The 18,648-nt window shown below is 62.7% G+C and carries 17 protein-coding genes; 11 read left to right on the forward strand and 6 right to left on the reverse strand.

The window, feature by feature from the left end; all coding sequences use genetic code 11:
• Positions 1-3: 3 nt before the first annotated feature.
• From L9B60_RS28520 to sfnG, 3 genes are read right to left on the reverse strand one after another with little or no spacing between them, the layout of a single operon-like run.
• Positions 4-786, reverse strand: a complete 783-nt coding sequence (locus L9B60_RS28520; protein ID WP_249674423.1) for an ABC transporter ATP-binding protein — start codon at positions 784-786, stop codon at positions 4-6.
• Between the two features lie 13 nt (positions 787-799).
• Complete coding sequence (locus tag L9B60_RS28525) at positions 800-1,852, reverse strand: acyl-CoA synthetase (RefSeq protein ID WP_249674424.1); 1,053 nt, start codon at positions 1,850-1,852, stop codon at positions 800-802.
• Positions 1,852-2,949: a dimethylsulfone monooxygenase SfnG gene (sfnG, locus tag L9B60_RS28530; protein ID WP_249674425.1), complete on the reverse strand. Its 1,098-nt coding sequence runs from the start codon at positions 2,947-2,949 to the stop codon at positions 1,852-1,854. The genes L9B60_RS28525 and sfnG overlap by 1 nt, the downstream gene beginning before the upstream one ends.
• Positions 2,950-3,217: 268 nt before the next feature.
• Between sfnG and L9B60_RS28535 the strand changes: the two genes are divergently transcribed.
• Together L9B60_RS28535 and L9B60_RS28540 are read left to right on the forward strand one after the other, a co-directional pair.
• A complete protein-coding gene (locus tag L9B60_RS28535; RefSeq protein ID WP_249674427.1) occupies positions 3,218-4,450 on the forward strand; it encodes an acyl-CoA dehydrogenase family protein in 1,233 nt (410 codons plus the stop codon).
• Positions 4,451-4,670: 220 nt separating this feature from the next.
• The gene (locus tag L9B60_RS28540) at positions 4,671-5,525 is read left to right on the forward strand and encodes a serine hydrolase domain-containing protein (protein ID WP_249674429.1); all 855 of its coding nucleotides are present in this window, start codon (positions 4,671-4,673) and stop codon (positions 5,523-5,525) included.
• Positions 5,526-5,607: 82 nt separating this feature from the next.
• Here L9B60_RS28540 and L9B60_RS28545 read toward each other — a convergent pair whose 3' ends face one another.
• Positions 5,608-6,600: an AraC family transcriptional regulator gene (locus L9B60_RS28545; RefSeq protein ID WP_249674430.1), complete on the reverse strand. Its 993-nt coding sequence runs from the start codon at positions 6,598-6,600 to the stop codon at positions 5,608-5,610.
• 173 nt (positions 6,601-6,773) lie between these two features.
• Here L9B60_RS28545 and antA point away from each other — a divergent pair, with 173 nt between their 5' ends.
• The 3 genes from antA to antC are packed head-to-tail and all read left to right on the forward strand — an operon-like array spanning position 6,774 to position 9,724.
• The gene (gene antA / locus L9B60_RS28550; RefSeq protein WP_249674432.1) at positions 6,774-8,186 is read left to right on the forward strand and encodes an anthranilate 1,2-dioxygenase large subunit; all 1,413 of its coding nucleotides are present in this window, start codon (positions 6,774-6,776) and stop codon (positions 8,184-8,186) included.
• The gene (antB, locus tag L9B60_RS28555) at positions 8,183-8,674 is read left to right on the forward strand and encodes an anthranilate 1,2-dioxygenase small subunit (RefSeq protein WP_249674434.1); all 492 of its coding nucleotides are present in this window, start codon (positions 8,183-8,185) and stop codon (positions 8,672-8,674) included. Before antA ends, antB begins: the two co-directional genes overlap by 4 nt.
• Before the next feature lie 18 nt (positions 8,675-8,692).
• Positions 8,693-9,724, forward strand: coding sequence for an anthranilate 1,2-dioxygenase electron transfer component AntC (gene antC / locus L9B60_RS28560; RefSeq protein WP_249674436.1), 1,032 nt, complete (start codon positions 8,693-8,695; stop codon positions 9,722-9,724).
• A 227-nt stretch (positions 9,725-9,951) separates the two neighbouring features.
• On the opposite strand, the gene L9B60_RS28565 is transcribed toward antC, so the two are convergent.
• Entirely contained in the window at positions 9,952-10,185 is a 234-nt protein-coding gene (locus tag L9B60_RS28565; RefSeq protein WP_249674437.1) for a type 2 periplasmic-binding domain-containing protein, read from the reverse strand.
• A gap of 96 nt (positions 10,186-10,281) precedes the next feature.
• On the opposite strand from L9B60_RS28565, the gene L9B60_RS28570 reads away from it, so the two are divergent.
• From L9B60_RS28570 to L9B60_RS28585, 4 genes are all read left to right on the forward strand, one after another.
• Positions 10,282-10,668, forward strand: a complete 387-nt coding sequence (locus L9B60_RS28570) for a phage infection protein (protein WP_249674439.1) — start codon at positions 10,282-10,284, stop codon at positions 10,666-10,668.
• A 1,797-nt stretch (positions 10,669-12,465) separates the two neighbouring features.
• On the forward strand, positions 12,466-14,277 hold the full coding sequence (locus L9B60_RS28575) for an ABC transporter ATP-binding protein (RefSeq protein WP_249674441.1): 1,812 nt from the start codon (positions 12,466-12,468) through the stop codon (positions 14,275-14,277).
• A complete protein-coding gene (locus L9B60_RS28580) occupies positions 14,277-15,008 on the forward strand; it encodes a helix-turn-helix transcriptional regulator (RefSeq protein WP_249674442.1) in 732 nt (243 codons plus the stop codon). Before L9B60_RS28575 ends, L9B60_RS28580 begins: the two co-directional genes overlap by 1 nt.
• Before the next feature lie 79 nt (positions 15,009-15,087).
• Positions 15,088-16,062: a DMT family transporter gene (locus tag L9B60_RS28585; RefSeq protein WP_249674444.1), complete on the forward strand. Its 975-nt coding sequence runs from the start codon at positions 15,088-15,090 to the stop codon at positions 16,060-16,062.
• A gap of 28 nt (positions 16,063-16,090) precedes the next feature.
• Here the strand turns inward: L9B60_RS28585 and sohB are convergent, their stop codons facing one another.
• A complete protein-coding gene (gene sohB / locus L9B60_RS28590) occupies positions 16,091-17,113 on the reverse strand; it encodes a protease SohB (RefSeq protein ID WP_249674446.1) in 1,023 nt (340 codons plus the stop codon).
• 202 nt (positions 17,114-17,315) lie between these two features.
• On the opposite strand from sohB, the gene L9B60_RS28595 reads away from it, so the two are divergent.
• Together L9B60_RS28595 and L9B60_RS28600 are read left to right on the forward strand one after the other, a co-directional pair.
• A complete protein-coding gene (locus L9B60_RS28595) occupies positions 17,316-18,029 on the forward strand; it encodes a histidine phosphatase family protein (protein ID WP_249674448.1) in 714 nt (237 codons plus the stop codon).
• Between the two features lie 55 nt (positions 18,030-18,084).
• Positions 18,085-18,399 (forward strand): SCP2 sterol-binding domain-containing protein, encoded by a 315-nt coding sequence (locus tag L9B60_RS28600; protein ID WP_003182883.1) that lies wholly within the window; start codon positions 18,085-18,087, stop codon positions 18,397-18,399.
• The last annotated feature ends 249 nt before the right edge of the window (positions 18,400-18,648 follow it).

The raw sequence follows: 18,648 nt of genomic DNA on the forward strand, positions 1-18,648 counted from the left end.
GGCTCAGCCTTCCCCCCGCCGCGTGCCCAGGTAGGCCGCGATCACCTCGGGGTTGTTGCGCACCTGCTCGGGGCTGCCGTCGCCGATCTTGCGCCCGTAGTCGAGCACCACCACGTGATCGGACAGCCCCATCACCACGCCGATGTCGTGTTCGATCAACACTACGGTGGTGCCCAACTCGCGGTTGATGTCGCGGATAAAACCGCTCATTTCCTGCTTCTCCAAGGCGTTCATCCCGGCCATGGGTTCGTCCAGCAACAACAGCCGAGGCTCGGCGGCCAAGGCCCGGGCCAGTTCCACACGCTTTTGCAGGCCATAGGGCAAGCCGCTGACCGGTGCGTGACGCCAGGGGCTGATGCGCAAAAAGTCGATCACCCGCTCGGCGTGGGCCCTTTGCGCATCGTCTTCGCGCGGGCCGCGCCCCAGTTGCAGCACTTGTTCCAGCCAACTACTGCGACGCTTGAGGTTGCGCCCGGTGAGCACGTTGTCGAGCACGCTCATGCCCTTGAACAAGGCGATGTTCTGGAAGGTGCGGGCAATGCCGCGCGCCGCTGCCTCATGGGTGCGCATGCGTCGGCGCACCTGGCCGTCGAAACGGATCGAGCCGTGTTGCGGCTGGTACACGCCATTGATCACGTTGAGCAACGAGCTTTTACCGGCGCCGTTGGGGCCGATCAGCGCGCAGATTTCGCCCGGGGCTACCGCGAAACTGATCGCGGTGATGGCGTTCACGCCTTTGAACGACAGCGAAATGTCATCCAGTTGCAGCAAGGCAGGTACAGTCATGGGCGCGTACTCATCAAGCAATGGAGGGGATGGAATAGGCGGCCGGCGTGGGCACTTGCCCCACGCCGGCCTTGGCAGGCTCCGCGCTGCGCGGGTGAATACCCAGCCCTGTGAAAAATTGCGCGGTGTCTGCCGCCAACGGCTCGCCCACCAGTAGCGGTACTTGCAAACGGCCCAGGCCCAATACATCCAACAGTGGGCGGCGGATCAGCCAGTGCCCCAGCCAGCGACGCAGTGGTTGCTGGGTCGGGGTCACGGCCCAGCGGTACAGACCATGGGCAACACTGCCCGGCAGCGGCAGACGCTCCTGGGCCATGGCGGCCAGGCGGCCCCAGGACTCACGCGTGCCGGCCACCAGCGTGGGCCCAAGTTCGCGCCGATCCTGGTCACGGGTGGCCAGGGTTTCGGGAAAATTCAAGGTAAAACCTGCCAGCAGCCAAGCACCCAGCAGGTAACGCACTTGCCCGCTGGCAGCCAATACCCGTGCACACAGCGCTTGGTGATGGTGGTCGAGTTGTTCGCTGGCAATCCAGTGCGCGGCGCTGTCGAGCACCACCTGCTGGCTCAGGTGCTGGTCGATGAAGTCGAAGGCCTGGGCGTGCGCGGTGCCGTTGATTGCAGGCGCAGGCCCGTCTGCCAACAATGCCTGATAGGCAATTGGCACACACCCTTGCCCTTTGGCGGCGCCACGGCCGTCGGCATACACCAAAAGCGTCGGCACGAGACCGTCGCGGCGCAGCGCCGGGAGCTGCTCCAGGCTGTCGACAAACACTTGCCGTGGCAGCTGGGGCACACTGGCGCCGGGCTCCAGCAGCGTCACCCGGCCCCCCAGCCACAGCACCGCCAAGGTCAGCAACAAGGCTTCGCTGCGGGCTTGGCTGATGATCACCAAGCCTTGTGCCGCGACAAAGCCTTGGGCCTGCAACCCCGCCGCCAAGTGGCCGACCTCGCGCGCCACCTCGCCCCAGCGCTGCTCGCGCCACAACCCCAGGCGCTTGGCGCGCAGGGCCACGGCGTCGCCACGCAGCTGGGCTTGGCGAAACAGTGCCTCGGGCAAGGTGCTCATCACGCAGGCTCTGCAGTGCGGGTGCTGGCTGCCGCTTCCAGTTCGCGCACCAAGGGCAGCACGTGCTCACCGAAGTACGCCACTTCTTCCTGAAAGTGCAGGAACGCCGACAACACCAGGTCCACGCCCACCGCTTTAAGCGCGATGATGCGCTCGGCGATCTGCCGTGGCGTGCCGATCAGGTTGGTCTTGAAGCCATCGTTGTATTGCACCAGGTCCTGGAAGGTGGACTTGGCCCAGTTGCCTTCGCCTTCGGGGCTGGCCTTGCCGGCTTGCTTGGCCGCATCACCGAAGGCGTTTACCGCTTCGGGGTCGGCCTTGTCGACAATCTCGGCCAGCACTGCGCGGGCCTCCTGCTCGGTGTCACGGGCAATGATGAAAGCGTTGACGCCAATCTTGACCGTCCGGCCATTGGCGGCAGCCTTGGCGCGGATGTCATCGACTTGGGCCTTGATCCCTTCCACGGTATTGCCGTTGGTGAAATACCAGTCCGAGACATTCGCCGCCATGTCGCGGGCCGCGCGGGAGCTGCCACCTTGGAAGATTTCCGGGTGCGGTTGCTGGATCGGCTTGGGCCGCAAGGTGTAGTCGTGGAAACGGTAGAAGTCGCCCTTGAAGGTGAAGTTATCGGTGGTCCACACGCCCTTGAGCACACGGATGAACTCTTCGGAACGGCGATAGCGCTCGTCGTGCTCCAGCCACGGCTCGCCGATGGCGGTGAACTCGCCCTTGAACCAGCCGCTGACGATGTTGACGGCGATGCGCCCTGCAGTCAGTTGGTCGATGGTTGCCAGTTGTTTGGCCGCCACCGCCGGGCCCCATGGCCCAGGCAAAATGGCGGCAATGACCTTGAGTTTGTCGGTAGCGGCCAGCAGTGCGTGGCTGAAGGCGACCGACTCGTGCTGGTACTCGGCGCCGTAACCGGCGGTGAAACGGATTTGCGTGAGGGCGTATTCAAAGCCCGACTGCTCGGCGATCTGCGCCAACTTGCGGTTGTAGTCGATGTCCCAGCTGGTGCGCTGCTCAACCTTGCTGACCACCAGGCCGCCGCTGACATTGGGTACCCAGTAGGCGAATTTCACGGGGTGTTGGCTCATGTGCTTGCTCCTCAAACTCAGGATGGGGTGTGCAAGTGCTAGAGCAGCAACTGTGCCAAGGTTAAATATCTTTATTTTTCATATGGTTATGATTTATTTTAAATTCAGCTGCTTGCGCTGGAACAGCAGTCTGCACATTCACTGTTGCCTGGCGAACAGTTAGTTTGCGGTTAAAAACAACAATCCCTTATAAATCAATCAGATGGTTTTCGGCACGCGCCGTGCAATAGCCCTGGCAGCTGTTTCCCACTGCCCAAGGAGCCACACCATGACCCAAGCCACGCCCAACCCGCTGTCGCTCGGCACCGACTACGACACCCTGGCCAACCGCTTCCGGCCGATATTCCGCGAGATCGCCGCCGGCACCGTGGAGCGCGAAAAGGCTCGCGCCCTCCCCTTTGAACAGATCCAATGGCTTAAGGCCGCAGGCTTTGGCGCTGTGCGCGTGCCGGTGGAATTCGGCGGTGCTGGCGCGTCGGTGCCGCAGTTGTTTGAACTGCTGATTGAACTGGCCGAAGCCGACTCCAATATTCCCCAGGCGCTGCGCGGGCATTTCGCCTTCGTCGAAGACCGCCTCAACGCCCCCGCCAGCGCCGAGCGCGACCGCTGGTTCGCGCGCTTCGTGGCGGGCGACTGGGTGGGCAACGGCTGGACTGAAATCGGCACGGTGAAGATCGGCGAGGTGATCACCAAGGCCACCCCGCACGGTGCGGATTTTCGTTTGAGCGGCGCCAAGTACTACAGCACCGGCAGTATTTACGCCGATTGGATCGACGTGTACGCGCAACGGTCCGACACTGGCGCCGACATCATCGCCCTGGTCGACGCCAAACACCCCGGCGTGCAGCAGAGCGACGACTGGGACGGCTTTGGCCAGCGCACCACCGGCAGTGGCACCTCGCTGTTCGACAACGTGCCGGTACCGGCCGAGCACATCATCGCGTTCCAGACCCGCTTCAAGTACCAGACCGCGTTTTATCAATTGGTGCTGCTGGCTGCGTTGTCGGGCATTGGCCGGGCCATCGAGCGCGACATCAGCCAGCAGGTGCGCGAACGCACGCGCATCTATAGCCATGGCAATGCCGACAGCGTCAGCGCCGATGCGCAGATCCAGCAGGTGGTGGGGCAAATCAGTGCTCAAGTTTACGCCGCCCAAGCTGCCACCTTGCGCTGCGCCCTGCCTTTGCAGCGCGCCTACGAGGCCCGTTTTGGCGGTGACGAACAGGCCGATCGACAGGCCAACATCGACGCCGAAATCGAAACCGCCAAGGCCCAGGTCATCGTCAGCGAACTGGTGCTGCGCGCCGCCACCGACCTGTTCAACGCCCTGGGCGCCAGCGGTATCAGCGTGCACAAGGCCCTGGACCGCCACTGGCGCAACGCCCGCACCGTGGCCTCGCACAACCCGCTGATCTACAAGGCGCGCATTGTGGGGGACTGGAGCATCAATGGTACCGAACCGCCGTATGTGTGGCAGATCGGGAATGGGGTGAAGGGTTAGGTTAGCCTGAAACACTGCGGCGTTTGCTTCGCGGATAAATCCGCGCCTACAGGGGGCCGCGCGCCCCCCCCGCCCGGCGCCATGGGCTGACGCAGGTCGGGTGCCAGTGGCGCTGCGCCTGGGCGAAACAGGCGCACACAGGTATCCTGCGCGACGTCGGCCGCATCGCTGCGCCAGCGCAGGCGTTGGTACTGCGGCACCTACAAGGACGCATTACTCGATGATTTATTCAGTTGTATCCAACGGCCAGTTGATGCCATCGCAGGCCCCGGGCGACCCTGTACCCTGGTGGAGTTTCACCAAGACCGTGCTCGCCGCCGGGGCATTGACCCTGGTGCGCGATGGCCTGCTGGGGCTTGACGATACGTTGCCGGAAGGCCCATTCACCCTGCGCCAGTTGCTACGCCACGAAGCGGGCCTGGCCGATTATGGCGAGCTGGCCGACTACCACACGGCGGTGGCCAGCCATCAGCAGGCCTGGCCGGCCATAGAAATGCTGCAGCGCCTGGAGGCCACGCGCCTGCGCTACAGCCCGGGGGACGGCTGGCGCTACTCCAACGTCGGGTACCTGTACCTCGCTCGGCTGATCGAGAGGCTCTGCGGGTTGACGCTTGAGCAGGCGCTGGTTGAACGGGTATTTGAACCCTTGGGCATTTCGCAGGTGTACCTCGCCACGGCTGCCGCCGATATCGACGGCGTCTACGACCCACGTTGGGTGTATCACGGCTTGCTGATGGGACCACCGGCGCAAGCGGCCCTGTTGTTGGACCGGCTGCTGGGCGGGCAGTTGATTCCCATGGCCTTGGTACAGGCCATGCAAACCGTACGGCCACTGGGTGGCCCGCTGCCCGGCCGCCCGTGGCAAACGGCAGGCTATGGCCTGGGCCTGATGCAGGGGACGGTCGCGGGTGGCCTGACCCTGAGCGGGCACACCGGGGTCGGGCCTGGCAGTGTGGTCGCGGTTTATCGCTGTGTGGTGGGGTCTGGCAGCGCCAGTTGCGCGGTGTTTTTGCCGAACGGCAGCGAGGGCGGCGTCGAAGCCCAGGTGCTTACGCATTTGCTCCAGGCGCTCTAGCGATCGGATCGCGCGGCGTATCGCGAGTCAGCTCCGCTGACACCGCGCTAGCAAGGCGCCATGGCGTGTGGAATCGGTGGAGCTACCCCCGCGCACGCGCCAGCGTCTGCGACGGGCGCTCGCCAAAGGCGCGCTGGTACTGCGCGGCAAATCGGCCCAGATGGGCAAACCCCCAGCGCGATGCAGTCGCTGCGATGTTGTAGTTGCCGCGATCCTCCAGCAGGCTGCAGCGCACCGCTTCCAGGCGAAAGCGCTTGAGGTAGGCGATGGGCGACAGGCCGAAGTGTTGTTTGAAGCCCTCGTGCAGGCGCTGCGGCGTCACCCCGGCGGCCTGCTGGATATCCGCCAGCACCAGGTCGTTTTCAGCCTGTGCCTCGATGAACCGCCGCGCCTTGAGCACGAAGGCCGGGCAACGGGTTTCTCCCAGTGCCTTGAGCGCCTCGGAGTAGTTGTTGGGCTGGGACAGGATCAGGCCCTTGATCAGCGTGCGCTCCAGGTCGCGGGCCAAGGGCACTTGGCTGAACAAGGGTTGGGCCTGGTCCATTTCCTCGACCAGGTAGCGCACCATCCGCCACCACCCGGCACTGGCGCCCTGCTGGGCGTCGATGCACGTCTTGAAGGCAATCGGGGCGTCGACCGGGCGCTGCAGCAGTTGCTCCAGCACGCGGTTCATCGAGGCACAGGTGATCACCACCTGCAGCTTGCGGCAATTGGCGGCGATGCTCAGTTGCTGGTGTTCGAAGGGCGAGACGATCAGGCCCACCCGGGCATCGGAGCGCGCCAACTGCTTGCCGCTCTGGATCTGCTGCTCGCCGTCCAGCGGCAGGCTGATGCTGTAGCTCTTCAGGCCGCAACTGGCATCCACGCCGATCACCACGTCCGTGCCGTACTGGATGCGCCCCACCACCGTGGCCAACGACCCCAGGCGATTGGCCGAGTGCTCGAACGCCAGTTGGCGCGTGGCACTGGCCTGCAGGCTGTGCGGGCCGCAGATGTCGGCCATCCAGGCGCGCGCGCTGGCGATATCCCGATGGGTCGCTTGAAGCCCCGGGGCGTTGCTGCGGATCAGGGTCATGGCAACCTCCGAGGCGTGTCGAGAGGCCAAAGGTAATCGAGCCATGGCCGCCGGCGCTATCCGATTACTGCAAAAAATCGCAAAACGGCTATTTATCCCCGGCAAAGCGGATAGATGCCCTAAGCGGCCAGGGATTTAATCGAGTGGAGTCCGACCACTCCAGAAGGTAATCCTTGATGAGCACAACCAGAACACTCGCCCAATGGCAGCACTTCGTCGAAGGCTGCCTGGACTTCCGCCCGGTGGAAGGCGTGTATCGCATCGCCCGGGACATGTTCACCGAACCTGATTTGTTTGACCTTGAGATGGAGTTGATCTTCGAAAAGAACTGGATCTACGCCTGCCACGAGAGCGAAATCGCCCACAACCATGACTTCATGACGATGCGCGCCGGCCGCCAGCCGATGATCATCACCCGCGACGGCGAAGGCCGCTTGAACGCCCTGATCAACGCCTGCCAGCACCGCGGCACCACCCTGACCCGGGTGGGCAAGGGCAACCAGTCGACCTTCACCTGCCCGTTCCATGCCTGGTGCTACAAGAGCGATGGCCGCCTGGTAAAGGTCAAGGCCCCCGGTGAGTACCCCGAAGGCTTCGACAAGGCCACCCGTGGCTTGAAGAAGGCCCGCATCGAAAGCTACAAGGGCTTTGTGTTTATCAGCCTGGACGTGCACGGCAGCGACACCCTGCAAGACTACCTGGGCGACGCCAAGGTGTTCTTCGACATGATGGTAGCGCAGTCGCCCACCGGCGAGCTGGAGGTGCTGCCCGGCAAGTCGGCCTACACCTACGACGGCAACTGGAAACTACAGAACGAGAACGGCCTGGACGGCTATCACGTCAGCACCGTGCACTACAACTACGTGGCCACCGTGCAGCACCGCCAGCACGTCAACGCCGAAAAAGGCGTGGCCAGCAGCGACACCCTCGACTACAGCAAGCTGGGGGCTGGCGACGCTGAAACCGACGATGGCTGGTTCTCGTTTCACAACGGCCACAGCCTGTTGTTCAGCGACATGCCCAACCCTGCGGTGCGCCCTGGCTACGCCAGCATCATGCCGCGCCTGGTCAACGAACACGGCCAGGGCAAGGCCGAGTGGATGATGCACCGCCTGCGTAACCTGAACATCTACCCCAGCATGTTCTTCCTCGACCAGATCAGCTCGCAATTGCGCATTATCCGCCCCCTGGCCTGGAACAAGACCGAGATCAACAGCTTTTGCCTGGGCGTGAAAGGTGAAACGGATACCGACCGCGAGAACCGCATCCGCCAGTTCGAAGACTTTTTCAACGTCTCGGGCCTGGGCACGCCAGACGACCTGGTGGAATTTCGTGAAGCCCAGCGCGGCTTCCAGGCACGCCTGGAGCGCTGGAGCGACATTTCCCGTGGCCAGGGCAAATGGATCGAGGGGCCCACGCCCAATAGCGAGGCAATCGGCATCTCGCCGGTGCTGACCGGCACCGAGTTCACCCATGAGGGCCTGTACGTGAACCAGCATGGCAACTGGCAGCGCTTTTTGCTGGAAGGCCTGGCCCGCAAGGCCGCCGAACAACAGTCCCTGAAACTGCACGAGGTACAACCATGACGGCGCAACTGCACCATCAAGTCGAACAGTTCATGTACCGCATGGCCGAGTTGTGTGATGCCCAGGATTGGGATGCGTACCTGGACCTGTTCAGCGAAGACAGCGAATTCCACCTGCCGCAATGGGACTCTGAACACGTCTACACCACCGACCCGAAAAAAGGCATGTCGCTGATCTACTACGCCAACCGCGGTGGCCTGGAAGACCGCGTGTTCCGCCTGCGCACCGGCAAGGCCGCCTCGACCATCCCGATGCCGCGCACCGTGCACCTGATCAGCAACCTGCGCTTGCAGTCGCTGCCCAACGGTGACCTGCAAGCCAAGGTCAACTGGCACACGCTGTACCACCGCCTGCAGGTCAGCGAGCAGTTTTTCGGCTACGCCACCTACACGCTCAGGCCCCAGGGGGACAGTTGGAAGATCGCCCGCAAGCACGTGGTACTGCTGAACGACACCATCAACTCGGTGCTGGATTTCTATCACCTCTGACCCCGTGGGTAACAGGCCATGACGTATAAGGTCGCCTTCAGTTTTGCCGACGGCAAGACGCTGTTCTGTCCCGTGCAGGGCAATGAAATCCTCTTGGATGCCGCCTTGCGCGCCGGTATCAAAATCCCCCTGGACTGCCGCGAAGGCGTGTGCGCCACGTGCCAGGGCCGCTGTGAGTCCGGGCAATACACCCAGGACTACGTCGATGACGAAGCCTTGTCGGCCCAGGACCTGGCCCAGCGCAAAGTGCTGACCTGCCAGACCCGCGTGCAGTCGGATGCAGCATTTTACTTCGACTTTGACTCAAGCCTGTGCCACGCCGCCGGGCCCGAGCGCATCGCCAGCGTGATCCGCGGCGTGGAGCAGGTGTCCGACACCACAGCGGTGTTGCACGTGGACGCCAGCCAGTACCCTCGCCAGCTCGACTACTTGCCTGGGCAATACGCTCGGCTGCGGGTACCGGGTACCGAGGCCTGGCGTTCCTATTCATTTGCCAACCGCTCGACGGCAGCCAACCAGTTGCAGTTTTTGGTGCGGCTGTTGCCGGAGGGGGTCATGAGTGAGTTCATGCGTGAGCGCTGCGCACCGGGGCAAACCCTGGAGTTCGAGGCCCCGCTGGGCAGTTTTTACCTGCGCCAGGTCAGCCGCCCACTGGTGCTGGCGGCCGGTGGCACCGGGCTGTCGGCGTTTCTGGGCATGCTGGATGAAATGGCCGTGACGGGCGGCTGCGGTTACCCAGTCAGCCTGTATTACGGCGTGACTCAGGAAGCCGACCTGTGCGAACTGACGCGCCTGGAGGGCTACCGCCAACAGATCGCCGGCTTTGAACTGCACACGGTGGTCAGCCAGCCCTGCGAGACATGGCCGGGCAAGCGCGGCTATATCCCCGAACACTTCGATAGCCCTGCCCTAGCCGCCCAGCCGTTCGACCTCTACGTGTGCGGCCCACCGCCGATGGTAGAGGCGATCAAGGGCTGGATCGGTGACCAAGGCATTCAGGGCGCGCACCTGTATTACGAGAAATTCGTCGACAGCCACGCGGGGCGCTGAGTCATCCCGGCAAGTCACATGGACACCACGGGCAGTGCTGAACATGGCCAGAGCGCACTGTTGCGCTAGGGTCGTGGTTGAATCACTGGGCGATCTGCACCCTAAAAGATCGCCCATGGTGTGACTGATCATTTCTTGCTCACTGCCCTCAAACGCCCCGCCAGACTGGCCTCTGGAATGTTATCCACAGAGATACTCACGCATTTGGTGGACAACTTCAGCCAGGCTCACCCCCTGCCCCGCGCTTGTTCGGCAAAATGCGTGACCGCGCTGGAGCACTCGTCAATGCGCGATATCAACGACAGCTCGCTGACCATTTCCGCGTGGGGCAACGGGATGAAATGCACACCCGGCATGCTCAACCGACCGAGGGTTTCGGGGACGATGCTGATACCGATCCCCGCCGCCACCAAGCCAGGAATGCGGGCGTAGCAGCGGGCTGGCGAGACCATCATCCCCATCGATAACCACCATCACGTCAATGAAGTTCTCCGAAACCGCCCTGGGGGTAAGAATAGCCACACACCCCCAAACAACGATTCCCGGAGCGCACAATCATGAAACGTCAAATCATCCTCAGCATCGCCTTCTCGGTACTTGCCGCTCACGCTTTTGCCCAAGACGGTTCGGATCGCACCCTGAACCGCGTCGCTCAAGACGGCTCCGAACACACCCTGAACCGCGTTGCACAGGATGGTTCTGACCGCACCCTGAACCGCGTCGCCCAAGACGGTTCGGACCGCACACTGAACCGCGTCGCTCAAGATGGCTCGGACCGCACACTGAACCGCGTCGCTCAAGACGGCTCGGACAGCACCCTGAACCGCGTCGCTCAAGACGGCTCGGACCGCACACTGAACCGCGTCGCTCAAGACGGTTCTGACCGCACACTGTTTCGTGTAGCTCAAGACGGCGCCGACCACGTGCTCAAAGGTCGCGTATGAGGTTAGCGTTAGCGGTACATCACCTGGAAAAGCCCGGCTCACACAGCCGGGCTTTTTTTTGCTTACTTTTTGTGGCGTTCGGTTTTGACAAAAAGTGAGTCGGCGTAAGGCCGGAAAGGTGATTCGGCATCATCCTAACCAATGGATATGTTCACCGTTTTAAGAGCAAGCTTCAAAGATGCGTGAACATATCCATTATCAATGGCGCGATCACTTCACCGTTCCGCCCTTACGGCGTCTTACTTTTTGTCAAACGCCCGGTGTGCCGGCCCAGCCAAAAAATAAGCAAAAAAGGCTTGCCCCTGCTTGGGCCCTACGCTGCGCTACGGGTCCCCTCCCTCCGGCATCGCTCAAGCGGACGACGGCCCGGAATAGAAGCGTCTCCGGCTCCGTCTCCGGCGGCTACGCCTCCGGCCGCTTGATCAATACCTCCAGTCGGCCCGGGCGCTTAATGGGGCATACAATCAAGATCAAAAGCCAAGCAGATCAAGAGCAGCCGTGATCCTGATCTTGATCTTGATCTTGAACTTGATCTGCTCTTGATCTTGATTGTATGCCCCATTAAGCGCCCGGGCCGACTGGAGGCGTCGATCAAGGGGCGGCCCGAAGGGCCCGAGGCGTAGCCGAGGGAGACGGCAGCCGGCAAGCTTCTATAGCCGGTGCCGTCTGCCCCTTGAGCGACGCCGGAAGGAGGGGACCCGCAGCGCAGCGGAGGGCCCAAGCAGGGGCAAGCCTTTTTTGCTTACTTTTTGTGGCGTTTGACAAAAAGTAAGACGCCGTAAGGGCGGAAAGGTGATTCGGCATCACCCTAACCAATGGATATGCCCACCGTCCTCGGAGCATGCTTCAAAAATCATGTACATATCCATTACCAAGGGCGCGGCCACTTCACCTTTCCGGCCTTACGCCGGCTCACTTTTTGTCAAACGCCCGGTGTGCCGGCCCAGCCAAAAAATAAGCAAAAAAGGCTTGCCCCTGCTTGGGCCCTACGCTGCGCTACGGGTCCCCTCCCTCCGGCATCGCTCAAGCGGACGACGGCCCGGAATAGAAGCTCCTCCGGCTCCGTCTCCGGCGGCTACGCCTCCGGCCGCTTGATCAATTCCTCCAGTCGGCCCGGGCGCTTAATGGGGCATACAATCAAGATCAAAAGCCAAGCAGATCAAGAGCAGATCAAGAGCAGATCAAGAGCAGATCAAGAGCAGATCAAGAGCAGAGCCAGCGGCCAGAGAGCACGGGCACGGGCACGGGCAGGATATGATGTGCCTATTTCCCAGAATTCCGCGAAGAACCTTTTTTTTGTGCCCGGATTTGCGGCCAAGCCATAACCGGCCAACAAGAATCCTGAGCCAGCCACACAAGGCAGACAACACCACCCCCACAAGCCATGGCGCGCTACAACCGATGTGGGAGCGAGCTTGCTCGCGAAGCGCCGCGCGGGCGGCGCGCGGTCTCAAGAGCGCCGAAGAAACCAAGGCATGCACCTCTGAGCCCCCATGCGGTCTAAAAACAGGCTCTGGAGGTTTGTCTTCAAAGCTCCCGGCTGGAAATCGGTGTGGGGCTGCCAGGCGCTAGCCGATGTTGTTACAGCGCGCTTGAGATCGAGCGCCGCCCGCGCGGCGCTTCGCGAGCAAGCTCGGCTCCCACATCGGTTGCAACGTACCATGGCCTGTGGGATCGGCGTTGCCAGCCTTTTGTGTTTGCATCGGTTCCTGTGATTGAACACGACCCCGATTGACCGCGCCCACCAACCCGACGAAACTCCCCGCCACCCGCCCCAACCCGGAGCCAGACCCTTCAATGGTTGTAATCAACCGCTTCAGCCTTTTTTTCGACCAGTCACGCCGCGCGATCAGCCTGGTGTGGGGCACCTCGCGCCCCTTATTCCTGGGGCTGGTGGTCGCCACGCTGGCCGCCGGGGTATTGCCCGCCCTTGCCGCCTGGTTGGGCCAGCGCATCGTCGATTCGGTGGTGCAAGCCATGCAACTGCATGCCAACACCGGCCAGGCGCCGTTGTGGCCGGTGCTGCGTTTTGTGTTGGCCGAAGCCGGTGTATTGGCCCTGTTGGCTGCAGCCCAGCGGGGGCTGTCGGTGCAGCAATCGCTGCTGCGGGTGCAGTTGGGGCAGAAGGTCAACCTGCTGATTTTGGAAAAAGCCCAGACCCTGTCGCTGCTGCAGTTCGAAGATTCGGACTTTTACGACAAACTGGTGCGTGTGCGCCGCGATGCGTCGACACGGCCCCTAAGCCTGGTGACCAAAGGCCTGGGGCTGACGCAGAACCTGATCTCGCTGATCAGCTTTGCCGTGCTGCTGGTGCACTTTTCGCCCTGGGCGCTGGCCATTCTGGTGCTGGGCGCACTGCCGGTGTTTTTTGCCGAGGCGCATTTTTCGGGCAATGCCTTCCGCCTGTTCCGCCGCCGCGCCCCCGAAACCCGCCAACAAGGTTACGTCGAGGCCCTGTTGTCCCAGGAAGCACACATCAAGGAAGTCAAACTGTTCGGCCTGGCGCCGCTGTTGCTGCAGCGCTACCGCGACACCTTCACCCGTCTGTATGCCGAAGACCGCAAGCTGACCCTGCGCCGCGACGGCTGGGGCTTCGTGCTGGGCCTGCTGGGCACTGCGGCGTTTTACGCCGCCTACGCCTGGGTAGTGCTGGACACCATCGAGGGTCTGATCACCCTGGGCCAGATGACCATGTATTTGGTGCTGTTCAAACAGGGCCAAAGCGCAATCAGTGCCAGCCTCAGTGCCATCGCCGGGCTGTACGAGGATGGCCTGTACCTGACCAACCTGTATGAGTACCTGGCGGTGGAAGTGGTACGCCCCAGCGGCACCTTGCTGCACGGCATCCACCCAGGCGACGGCCTGCGCGTGGAACACCTGGGGTTTCGCTACCCTGGCTCGGCAAAACCCACCCTGAGCGACATCAACCTGCACCTGCCCCCTGGCAAAAGCCTGGCGCTGGTGGGCGAGAACGGCTCGGGCAAAACCACCCTGATCAAACTACTGACGCGCCTCTATCAACCCGACGAAGGCCGCATCCTGCTCGACGGCAGCGACCTTCGCGAGTGGGACGAGCAGGCCTTGCACCAGCGCATCGGGGTTATTTTCCAGGACTACATTCGCTACCAGATGACCGTCGGCGAAAACCTGGGGGTGGGCGACGTCAGCGCCTTCAAAGACCAGGCCCGCTGGCAGGAGGCCGCGGCGCAAGGCATCGCCGCCGAGTTCATCGAGGGCTTGACCAACGGCTATGCCACGCAACTGGGCCGCTGGTTTGCCGGCGGCCAGGAGCTGTCTGGCGGGCAATGGCAGAAAGTCGCGCTGTCGCGGGCCTACATGCGTCGCGATGCCGACATTCTGATTCTGGATGAACCCACCGCCGCCCTCGACGCGGCGGCAGAGGCTGCGGTGTTCGAGCATTTCCGGGAGTACGCCAAGGGCCGCATGACCCTATTGATCTCCCATCGATTTTCCAGCGTGCGCAGCGCCGATCATATTGTGGTGCTCGACCAGGGGCGTATTCTGGAAGAAGGCGACCATGGCGCGCTGATCCGCGCAGGCGGTCGCTACGCCACCTTGTTTGACATTCAGGCGCGGGGGTACCGTTGATGGCGGTGTTTAACCTGGAAATTCGCAGCTATCGCACCCACAGTGATCAGCATGAACACGACTTCAGCCAGGTGGTCTTGCCCATCAGCGGGCACATGGACATTGACGTGCAGGGCCGGGGTGGGCGTATCGACAGCGCCGCCTGCGCCATCGTTGCCCCCGGCGCGCCCCACGCCCAGGCGGCGCAGAGCGGCAGCCGTTTCCTGGTGCTGGACTGCCCGCACAGCCTGTTCCAAAGCATCGCCCTGGAGCGCTTGGCGCAACAAATCTATGTGCCCATCAGCCCGGCTGCGCGGCGGTTGATCGAGTTCGCCGAGTTGGCGGGCAACCGTCAACTGGCCGAAAATGCCGCGCACCTGGTGCCGCTGTTACTCTCGGCCCTGGCCTCGACCCCCCTGCCCGTGCCATGCGGCATCGAGCGACTGATTGCACGGCTGCACGCCCAGCCAGCGGGCAACTGGAGCAACGATGCCATGGCCCAGGTGGCGGGCGTCAGTGCCAGCCAACTGCACCAACGCTTTCGCACGCTCTACCAGACCACGCCCCAAGCCTGGCTCGCCGACCTGCGCATCCGCCAGGCACAACGCTGGCTGGCCGACAGCACGCTGCCCATCGCCGACATTGCCCAACGTGCTGGCTACAGCGACCAGGCCGCCCTCACCCGCGCCATGGGCCGGGTGTGCGGCACCACACCGTCGGCCTTCCGCAAATCGCGAAAACAGCCTGGGTAAAAAATCCAACGCTTGCAGCCAATACCTTCAAGGCGTCGACCGCCACACTGGGGGCTTTGCGCAGTCAGGTATTAAAAGCATGTTGGCCGATCGATCGTTGTTAAAAGGCTTGGGCTATGGCGGCGCTGCCGGCGTGTGCTGGGGGGTGATTTTCCTGGGGCCGGCACTGACGCAGGGCCTGTCCGGGGTGCAGTTCGCGCTGCTGCGCTTCCTGTGTTACGGCGCACTGTCGGCGGCGCTGCTGGCACCGCGCTGGCGCCAGGTGTGCGGCACATTGACTCGCGCCGACTGGGTTGCACTGTTCTGGCTGAGTTTGATCGGCAACGTGGTGTACTACTCGCTGGTGGGCACCGCCGTGCAACAGGTAGGCATTGCCACCACGTCCTTGATCGTCGGCCTGATCCCCGTGTTGGTGACCTTGGCGGGCCGCCATGACGCCAACGCCGTCGCCTTTTCCAAGCTGCTGCCCTCGTTAGGCTGTGCCATCACAGGCGTGGCCTTGATCAGCGCACAGGCCCTGCGTGGCGGCGAGCATTTGGGTGGCGCCGCCAGCCCTGGGCTAGGCCTGCTGTGTGCGGTTGGCGCGCTGTTGAGTTGGAGCTGGTATGCCGTGCGCAATGCTCGCCAATTGAGCCTCATGGCCAAGGTTTCTTCCCACGACTGGTCGCTGCTGACCGGCCTTGTGACCGGTGCCCAGGCGTTGGTGCTGGCGATACCGCTGCTGGGCACCGACCTGGCCGCCCATAGCACGCCAGAATGGGCGCACTACGGGTTGGTGGCCGCAGGCGTTGCGCTGTTATCGTCGGTGGTAGGCGGAGCCTGTTGGAACCAGGCCAGCCGCCTCTTGCCCTTGGCCCTGAGCGGCCAGGTGCTGGTGGTCGAGACCCTGGCGGCGCTGGTGTTCGGCTTTGCCTGGGAACAGCGCCTGCCCAGCGCCTGGGAGTGGGCGGCGATCGTGCTGCTGGTAACAGGGGTGGCTTGGTGCCTGAGTTGCCATCGCACCAAGGTCAGCGAAGGCGCCACCCAACCCGCGCCGCCACCGCCAGCGTCATGACCGATACCCCGGCCTTCCCGATCGAACGTTACCAGAACCGCTGCTGGCTCAATTTGCCCCAGGCCTTGCTCACCAGGTGCTCGACAGAGCCGCTAGCGGCCATGCCAACGCGCTCCTGCAGGCTTTTGCGTTCGGCGTAGTGCAGGTGGAACACCTCGGCGTGCTGGGCGCGCTCGGCCAGGTATTCGTCGCTGGTCTTGAGTTCGTCCACCAGTTGTTTTTCCAGCGCGGCGACGCCCAGCCAGACTTCACCGGTGGCGACCTGGTCGATGGCCAGTTGCGGGCGATAACGGGCCACGAAGTTTTTGAACAACTGGTGAGTGATGTCCAGGTCTTCCTGGAACTTCTCGCGGCCCTTCTCGGTGTTTTCGCCAAACACGGTCAGGGTGCGCTTGTACTCACCGGCGGTCAGCACTTCAAAGTCGATGTCGTGTTTTTTAAGCAAGCGGTTGACGTTGGGCAATTGCGCCACCACGCCGATGGAGCCCAGGATGGCGAACGGCGCGCTGATAATCTTTTCGCCGATGCAGGCCATCATGTAGCCGCCGCTGGCCGCCACTTTGTCGATGCAGATGGTCAAGCGCACGCCGGCCTGGCGGATACGCGCCAGTTGCGAGCTGGCCAAGCCATAGCTGTGCACCATGCCGCCGCCGCTTTCCAGGCGCAGCACCACCTCGTCCTTGGCCGTGGCCAGGGTCAGCAGCGCGGTGATCTCGTGGCGCAGGCTTTCGGTGGCCGATGCTTTGATATCGCCGTCGAAATCCAGCACGAACACGCGCTGCTTGCTCTCAGGCTTTTTCTTCTGCTTTTTCTCGGCCTTGGCTTCCTGCTTGCGCTGGGCCTTGAGCTGGTCTTTATCCAGCAACGAGGATTCCAGGCGCTCGCGCAGGGCCTTGTAGAAATCATTCAATTTGTTGACCTGCAACTGGCCCGAGCCCTTGCGCCGGCCTTTGCTGCGCAGGGAGGCGATGGCGGTCAGCACTATCATGATCGCGAGGACCAGGGTGACGGTCTTGGCCAGGAAACTTGCGTACTCGGCGAGAAACTCCAACGATGACTCCTTAACTCAATTTCGCCCCGGCGAGCGCAGGGGTCAGTTCAAGCTACAGCATACCCACCGGGCCCAGCACCCGCCAGCCGCGTAGACTTGAAGGCCTGGGCGGCTTTTCAAACAAGCGTATGTTTTTTCATTGACAGGCCCCCGCCAGCGCCATAATCTCGCTGCAACTTCAACGTACCGGGATGACGCGGACGTGGGCAGTATCTACCTGATTCGACATGGCCAAGCCAGCTTTGGCGCCGATGACTACGACGTGCTGTCGCCCCTGGGTATCGAGCAGGCGCAGATCCTTGGCCGGCACCTGGCCGAGTTGGGCCTGCAACTGGACCGCTGCGTGGCCGGCGACCTCAGCCGCCAGCAGGACACTGCCCGACATGCCTTGGCACAAATGAATGCCGCAGGCATCGACGTGCCCGCCATCGAAACGGATGCGGCGTTCAACGAGTTCGACGCTGAAGCGGTGATCCGCGCCCTGCTGCCCGCCCTGTTGCCCGACGAGCCAGAGGCCCTGGCCGTGCTGCGCAACGCCGCGCACAACCGCGCAGAGTTCCAGCGCCTGTTCGCCCTGCTGATCGGCCGCTGGCACCACGGCGGCTACGACACGCCGGAGTTGGTCGAAAGTTGGCTGGGCTTCGTTGAACGTGTGCAGGCAGGCCTTTCACGCATCCTGGCGCAGGCCGACGGCCGGCACAACATCGCCGTGTTTACCTCCGGTGGCACGATTGCCGCCCTGCTCCACCTGATTACCGGCGTCACCCCAGCCCAGGCTTTCGAGCTGAACTGGCAGATCGTCAACACCTCGCTCAACCAGCTGAAATTTCGCGGTCGCGAGGTGGCCCTGGCTTCCTTCAACAGTCACACTCACCTGCAACTGATGAAGGCGCCGGCGCTCATCACCTACCGTTGAGCCCGGCCTAACGCGACCCCCTGTCGCCAGAACAACCCGAAGAAAGGACCTAACCATGACCTCCGTAGCTGATGCCGTACAAGCAATGAAAGCCAAGTTCAACCCAGCGGCAGCCGCAGGCCTGGACCTGGTGTTTGGTTTCCGCATCGACGACACCAAGAACTTCTCGCTGATCGTCAAGGACAGCACCTGCGAACTGCAGGAAGGCGAAAACCCGGACGCCCAAGTGACCCTGGTGATGGACGGCGAAACCCTGGAAGGCATCGTCAGCGGCGAAACCGACGGCATGCAAGCCTTCATGGGCGGCAAACTGCGCGCCGAAGGCGACATGATGCTGGCCATGAAGCTGAGCGAACTGTTCCCAAGCTGATGGGTATTAAGGTTTGAAAAAATACCCTGCCTTGGCGGGGTATTTTTTTGAGCGTTGCAAACCCAAATCCCGTTCTGTGATCTGCTTTTGATCTTGATCTTGATCTTGATCTTGATCTGCTTTTGATCTTGATTGTATGCCCCGTAAAGCGCCCGGGCCGACTGGAGGCGTCGATCAAGGGGCGGCCCGAAGGGCCCGAGGCGCAGCCGAGGGAGACGGCAGCCGGCAAGCTTCTATAGCCGGTGCCGT

The sequence above is a fragment of the Pseudomonas abieticivorans genome, from assembly GCF_023509015.1.
Lineage (GTDB): Bacteria > Pseudomonadota > Gammaproteobacteria > Pseudomonadales > Pseudomonadaceae > Aquipseudomonas > Aquipseudomonas abieticivorans.

What these genes read in the sequence shown, in the direction of transcription:
- L9B60_RS28535 (WP_249674427.1), top strand. Translation starts at nt 3,218, where the DNA reads ATGACCCAAGCCACGCCCAACCCGCTGTCGCTCGGCACCGACTACGAC.
- sfnG (WP_249674425.1), bottom strand. Translation starts at nt 2,949, where the DNA reads ATGAGCCAACACCCCGTGAAATTCGCCTACTGGGTACCCAATGTCAGC.
- antC (WP_249674436.1), top strand. Translation starts at nt 8,693, where the DNA reads ATGACGTATAAGGTCGCCTTCAGTTTTGCCGACGGCAAGACGCTGTTC.
- L9B60_RS28565 (WP_249674437.1), bottom strand. Translation starts at nt 10,185, where the DNA reads ATGGGGATGATGGTCTCGCCAGCCCGCTGCTACGCCCGCATTCCTGGC.
- L9B60_RS28580 (WP_249674442.1), top strand. Translation starts at nt 14,277, where the DNA reads ATGGCGGTGTTTAACCTGGAAATTCGCAGCTATCGCACCCACAGTGAT.
- L9B60_RS28520 (WP_249674423.1), bottom strand. Translation starts at nt 786, where the DNA reads ATGACTGTACCTGCCTTGCTGCAACTGGATGACATTTCGCTGTCGTTC.
- L9B60_RS28575 (WP_249674441.1), top strand. Translation starts at nt 12,466, where the DNA reads ATGGTTGTAATCAACCGCTTCAGCCTTTTTTTCGACCAGTCACGCCGC.
- L9B60_RS28570 (WP_249674439.1), top strand. Translation starts at nt 10,282, where the DNA reads ATGAAACGTCAAATCATCCTCAGCATCGCCTTCTCGGTACTTGCCGCT.
- L9B60_RS28540 (WP_249674429.1), top strand. Translation starts at nt 4,671, where the DNA reads ATGATTTATTCAGTTGTATCCAACGGCCAGTTGATGCCATCGCAGGCC.
- L9B60_RS28525 (WP_249674424.1), bottom strand. Translation starts at nt 1,852, where the DNA reads ATGAGCACCTTGCCCGAGGCACTGTTTCGCCAAGCCCAGCTGCGTGGC.
- L9B60_RS28600 (WP_003182883.1), top strand. Translation starts at nt 18,085, where the DNA reads ATGACCTCCGTAGCTGATGCCGTACAAGCAATGAAAGCCAAGTTCAAC.
- L9B60_RS28545 (WP_249674430.1), bottom strand. Translation starts at nt 6,600, where the DNA reads ATGACCCTGATCCGCAGCAACGCCCCGGGGCTTCAAGCGACCCATCGG.
- antB (WP_249674434.1), top strand. Translation starts at nt 8,183, where the DNA reads ATGACGGCGCAACTGCACCATCAAGTCGAACAGTTCATGTACCGCATG.
- L9B60_RS28585 (WP_249674444.1), top strand. Translation starts at nt 15,088, where the DNA reads ATGTTGGCCGATCGATCGTTGTTAAAAGGCTTGGGCTATGGCGGCGCT.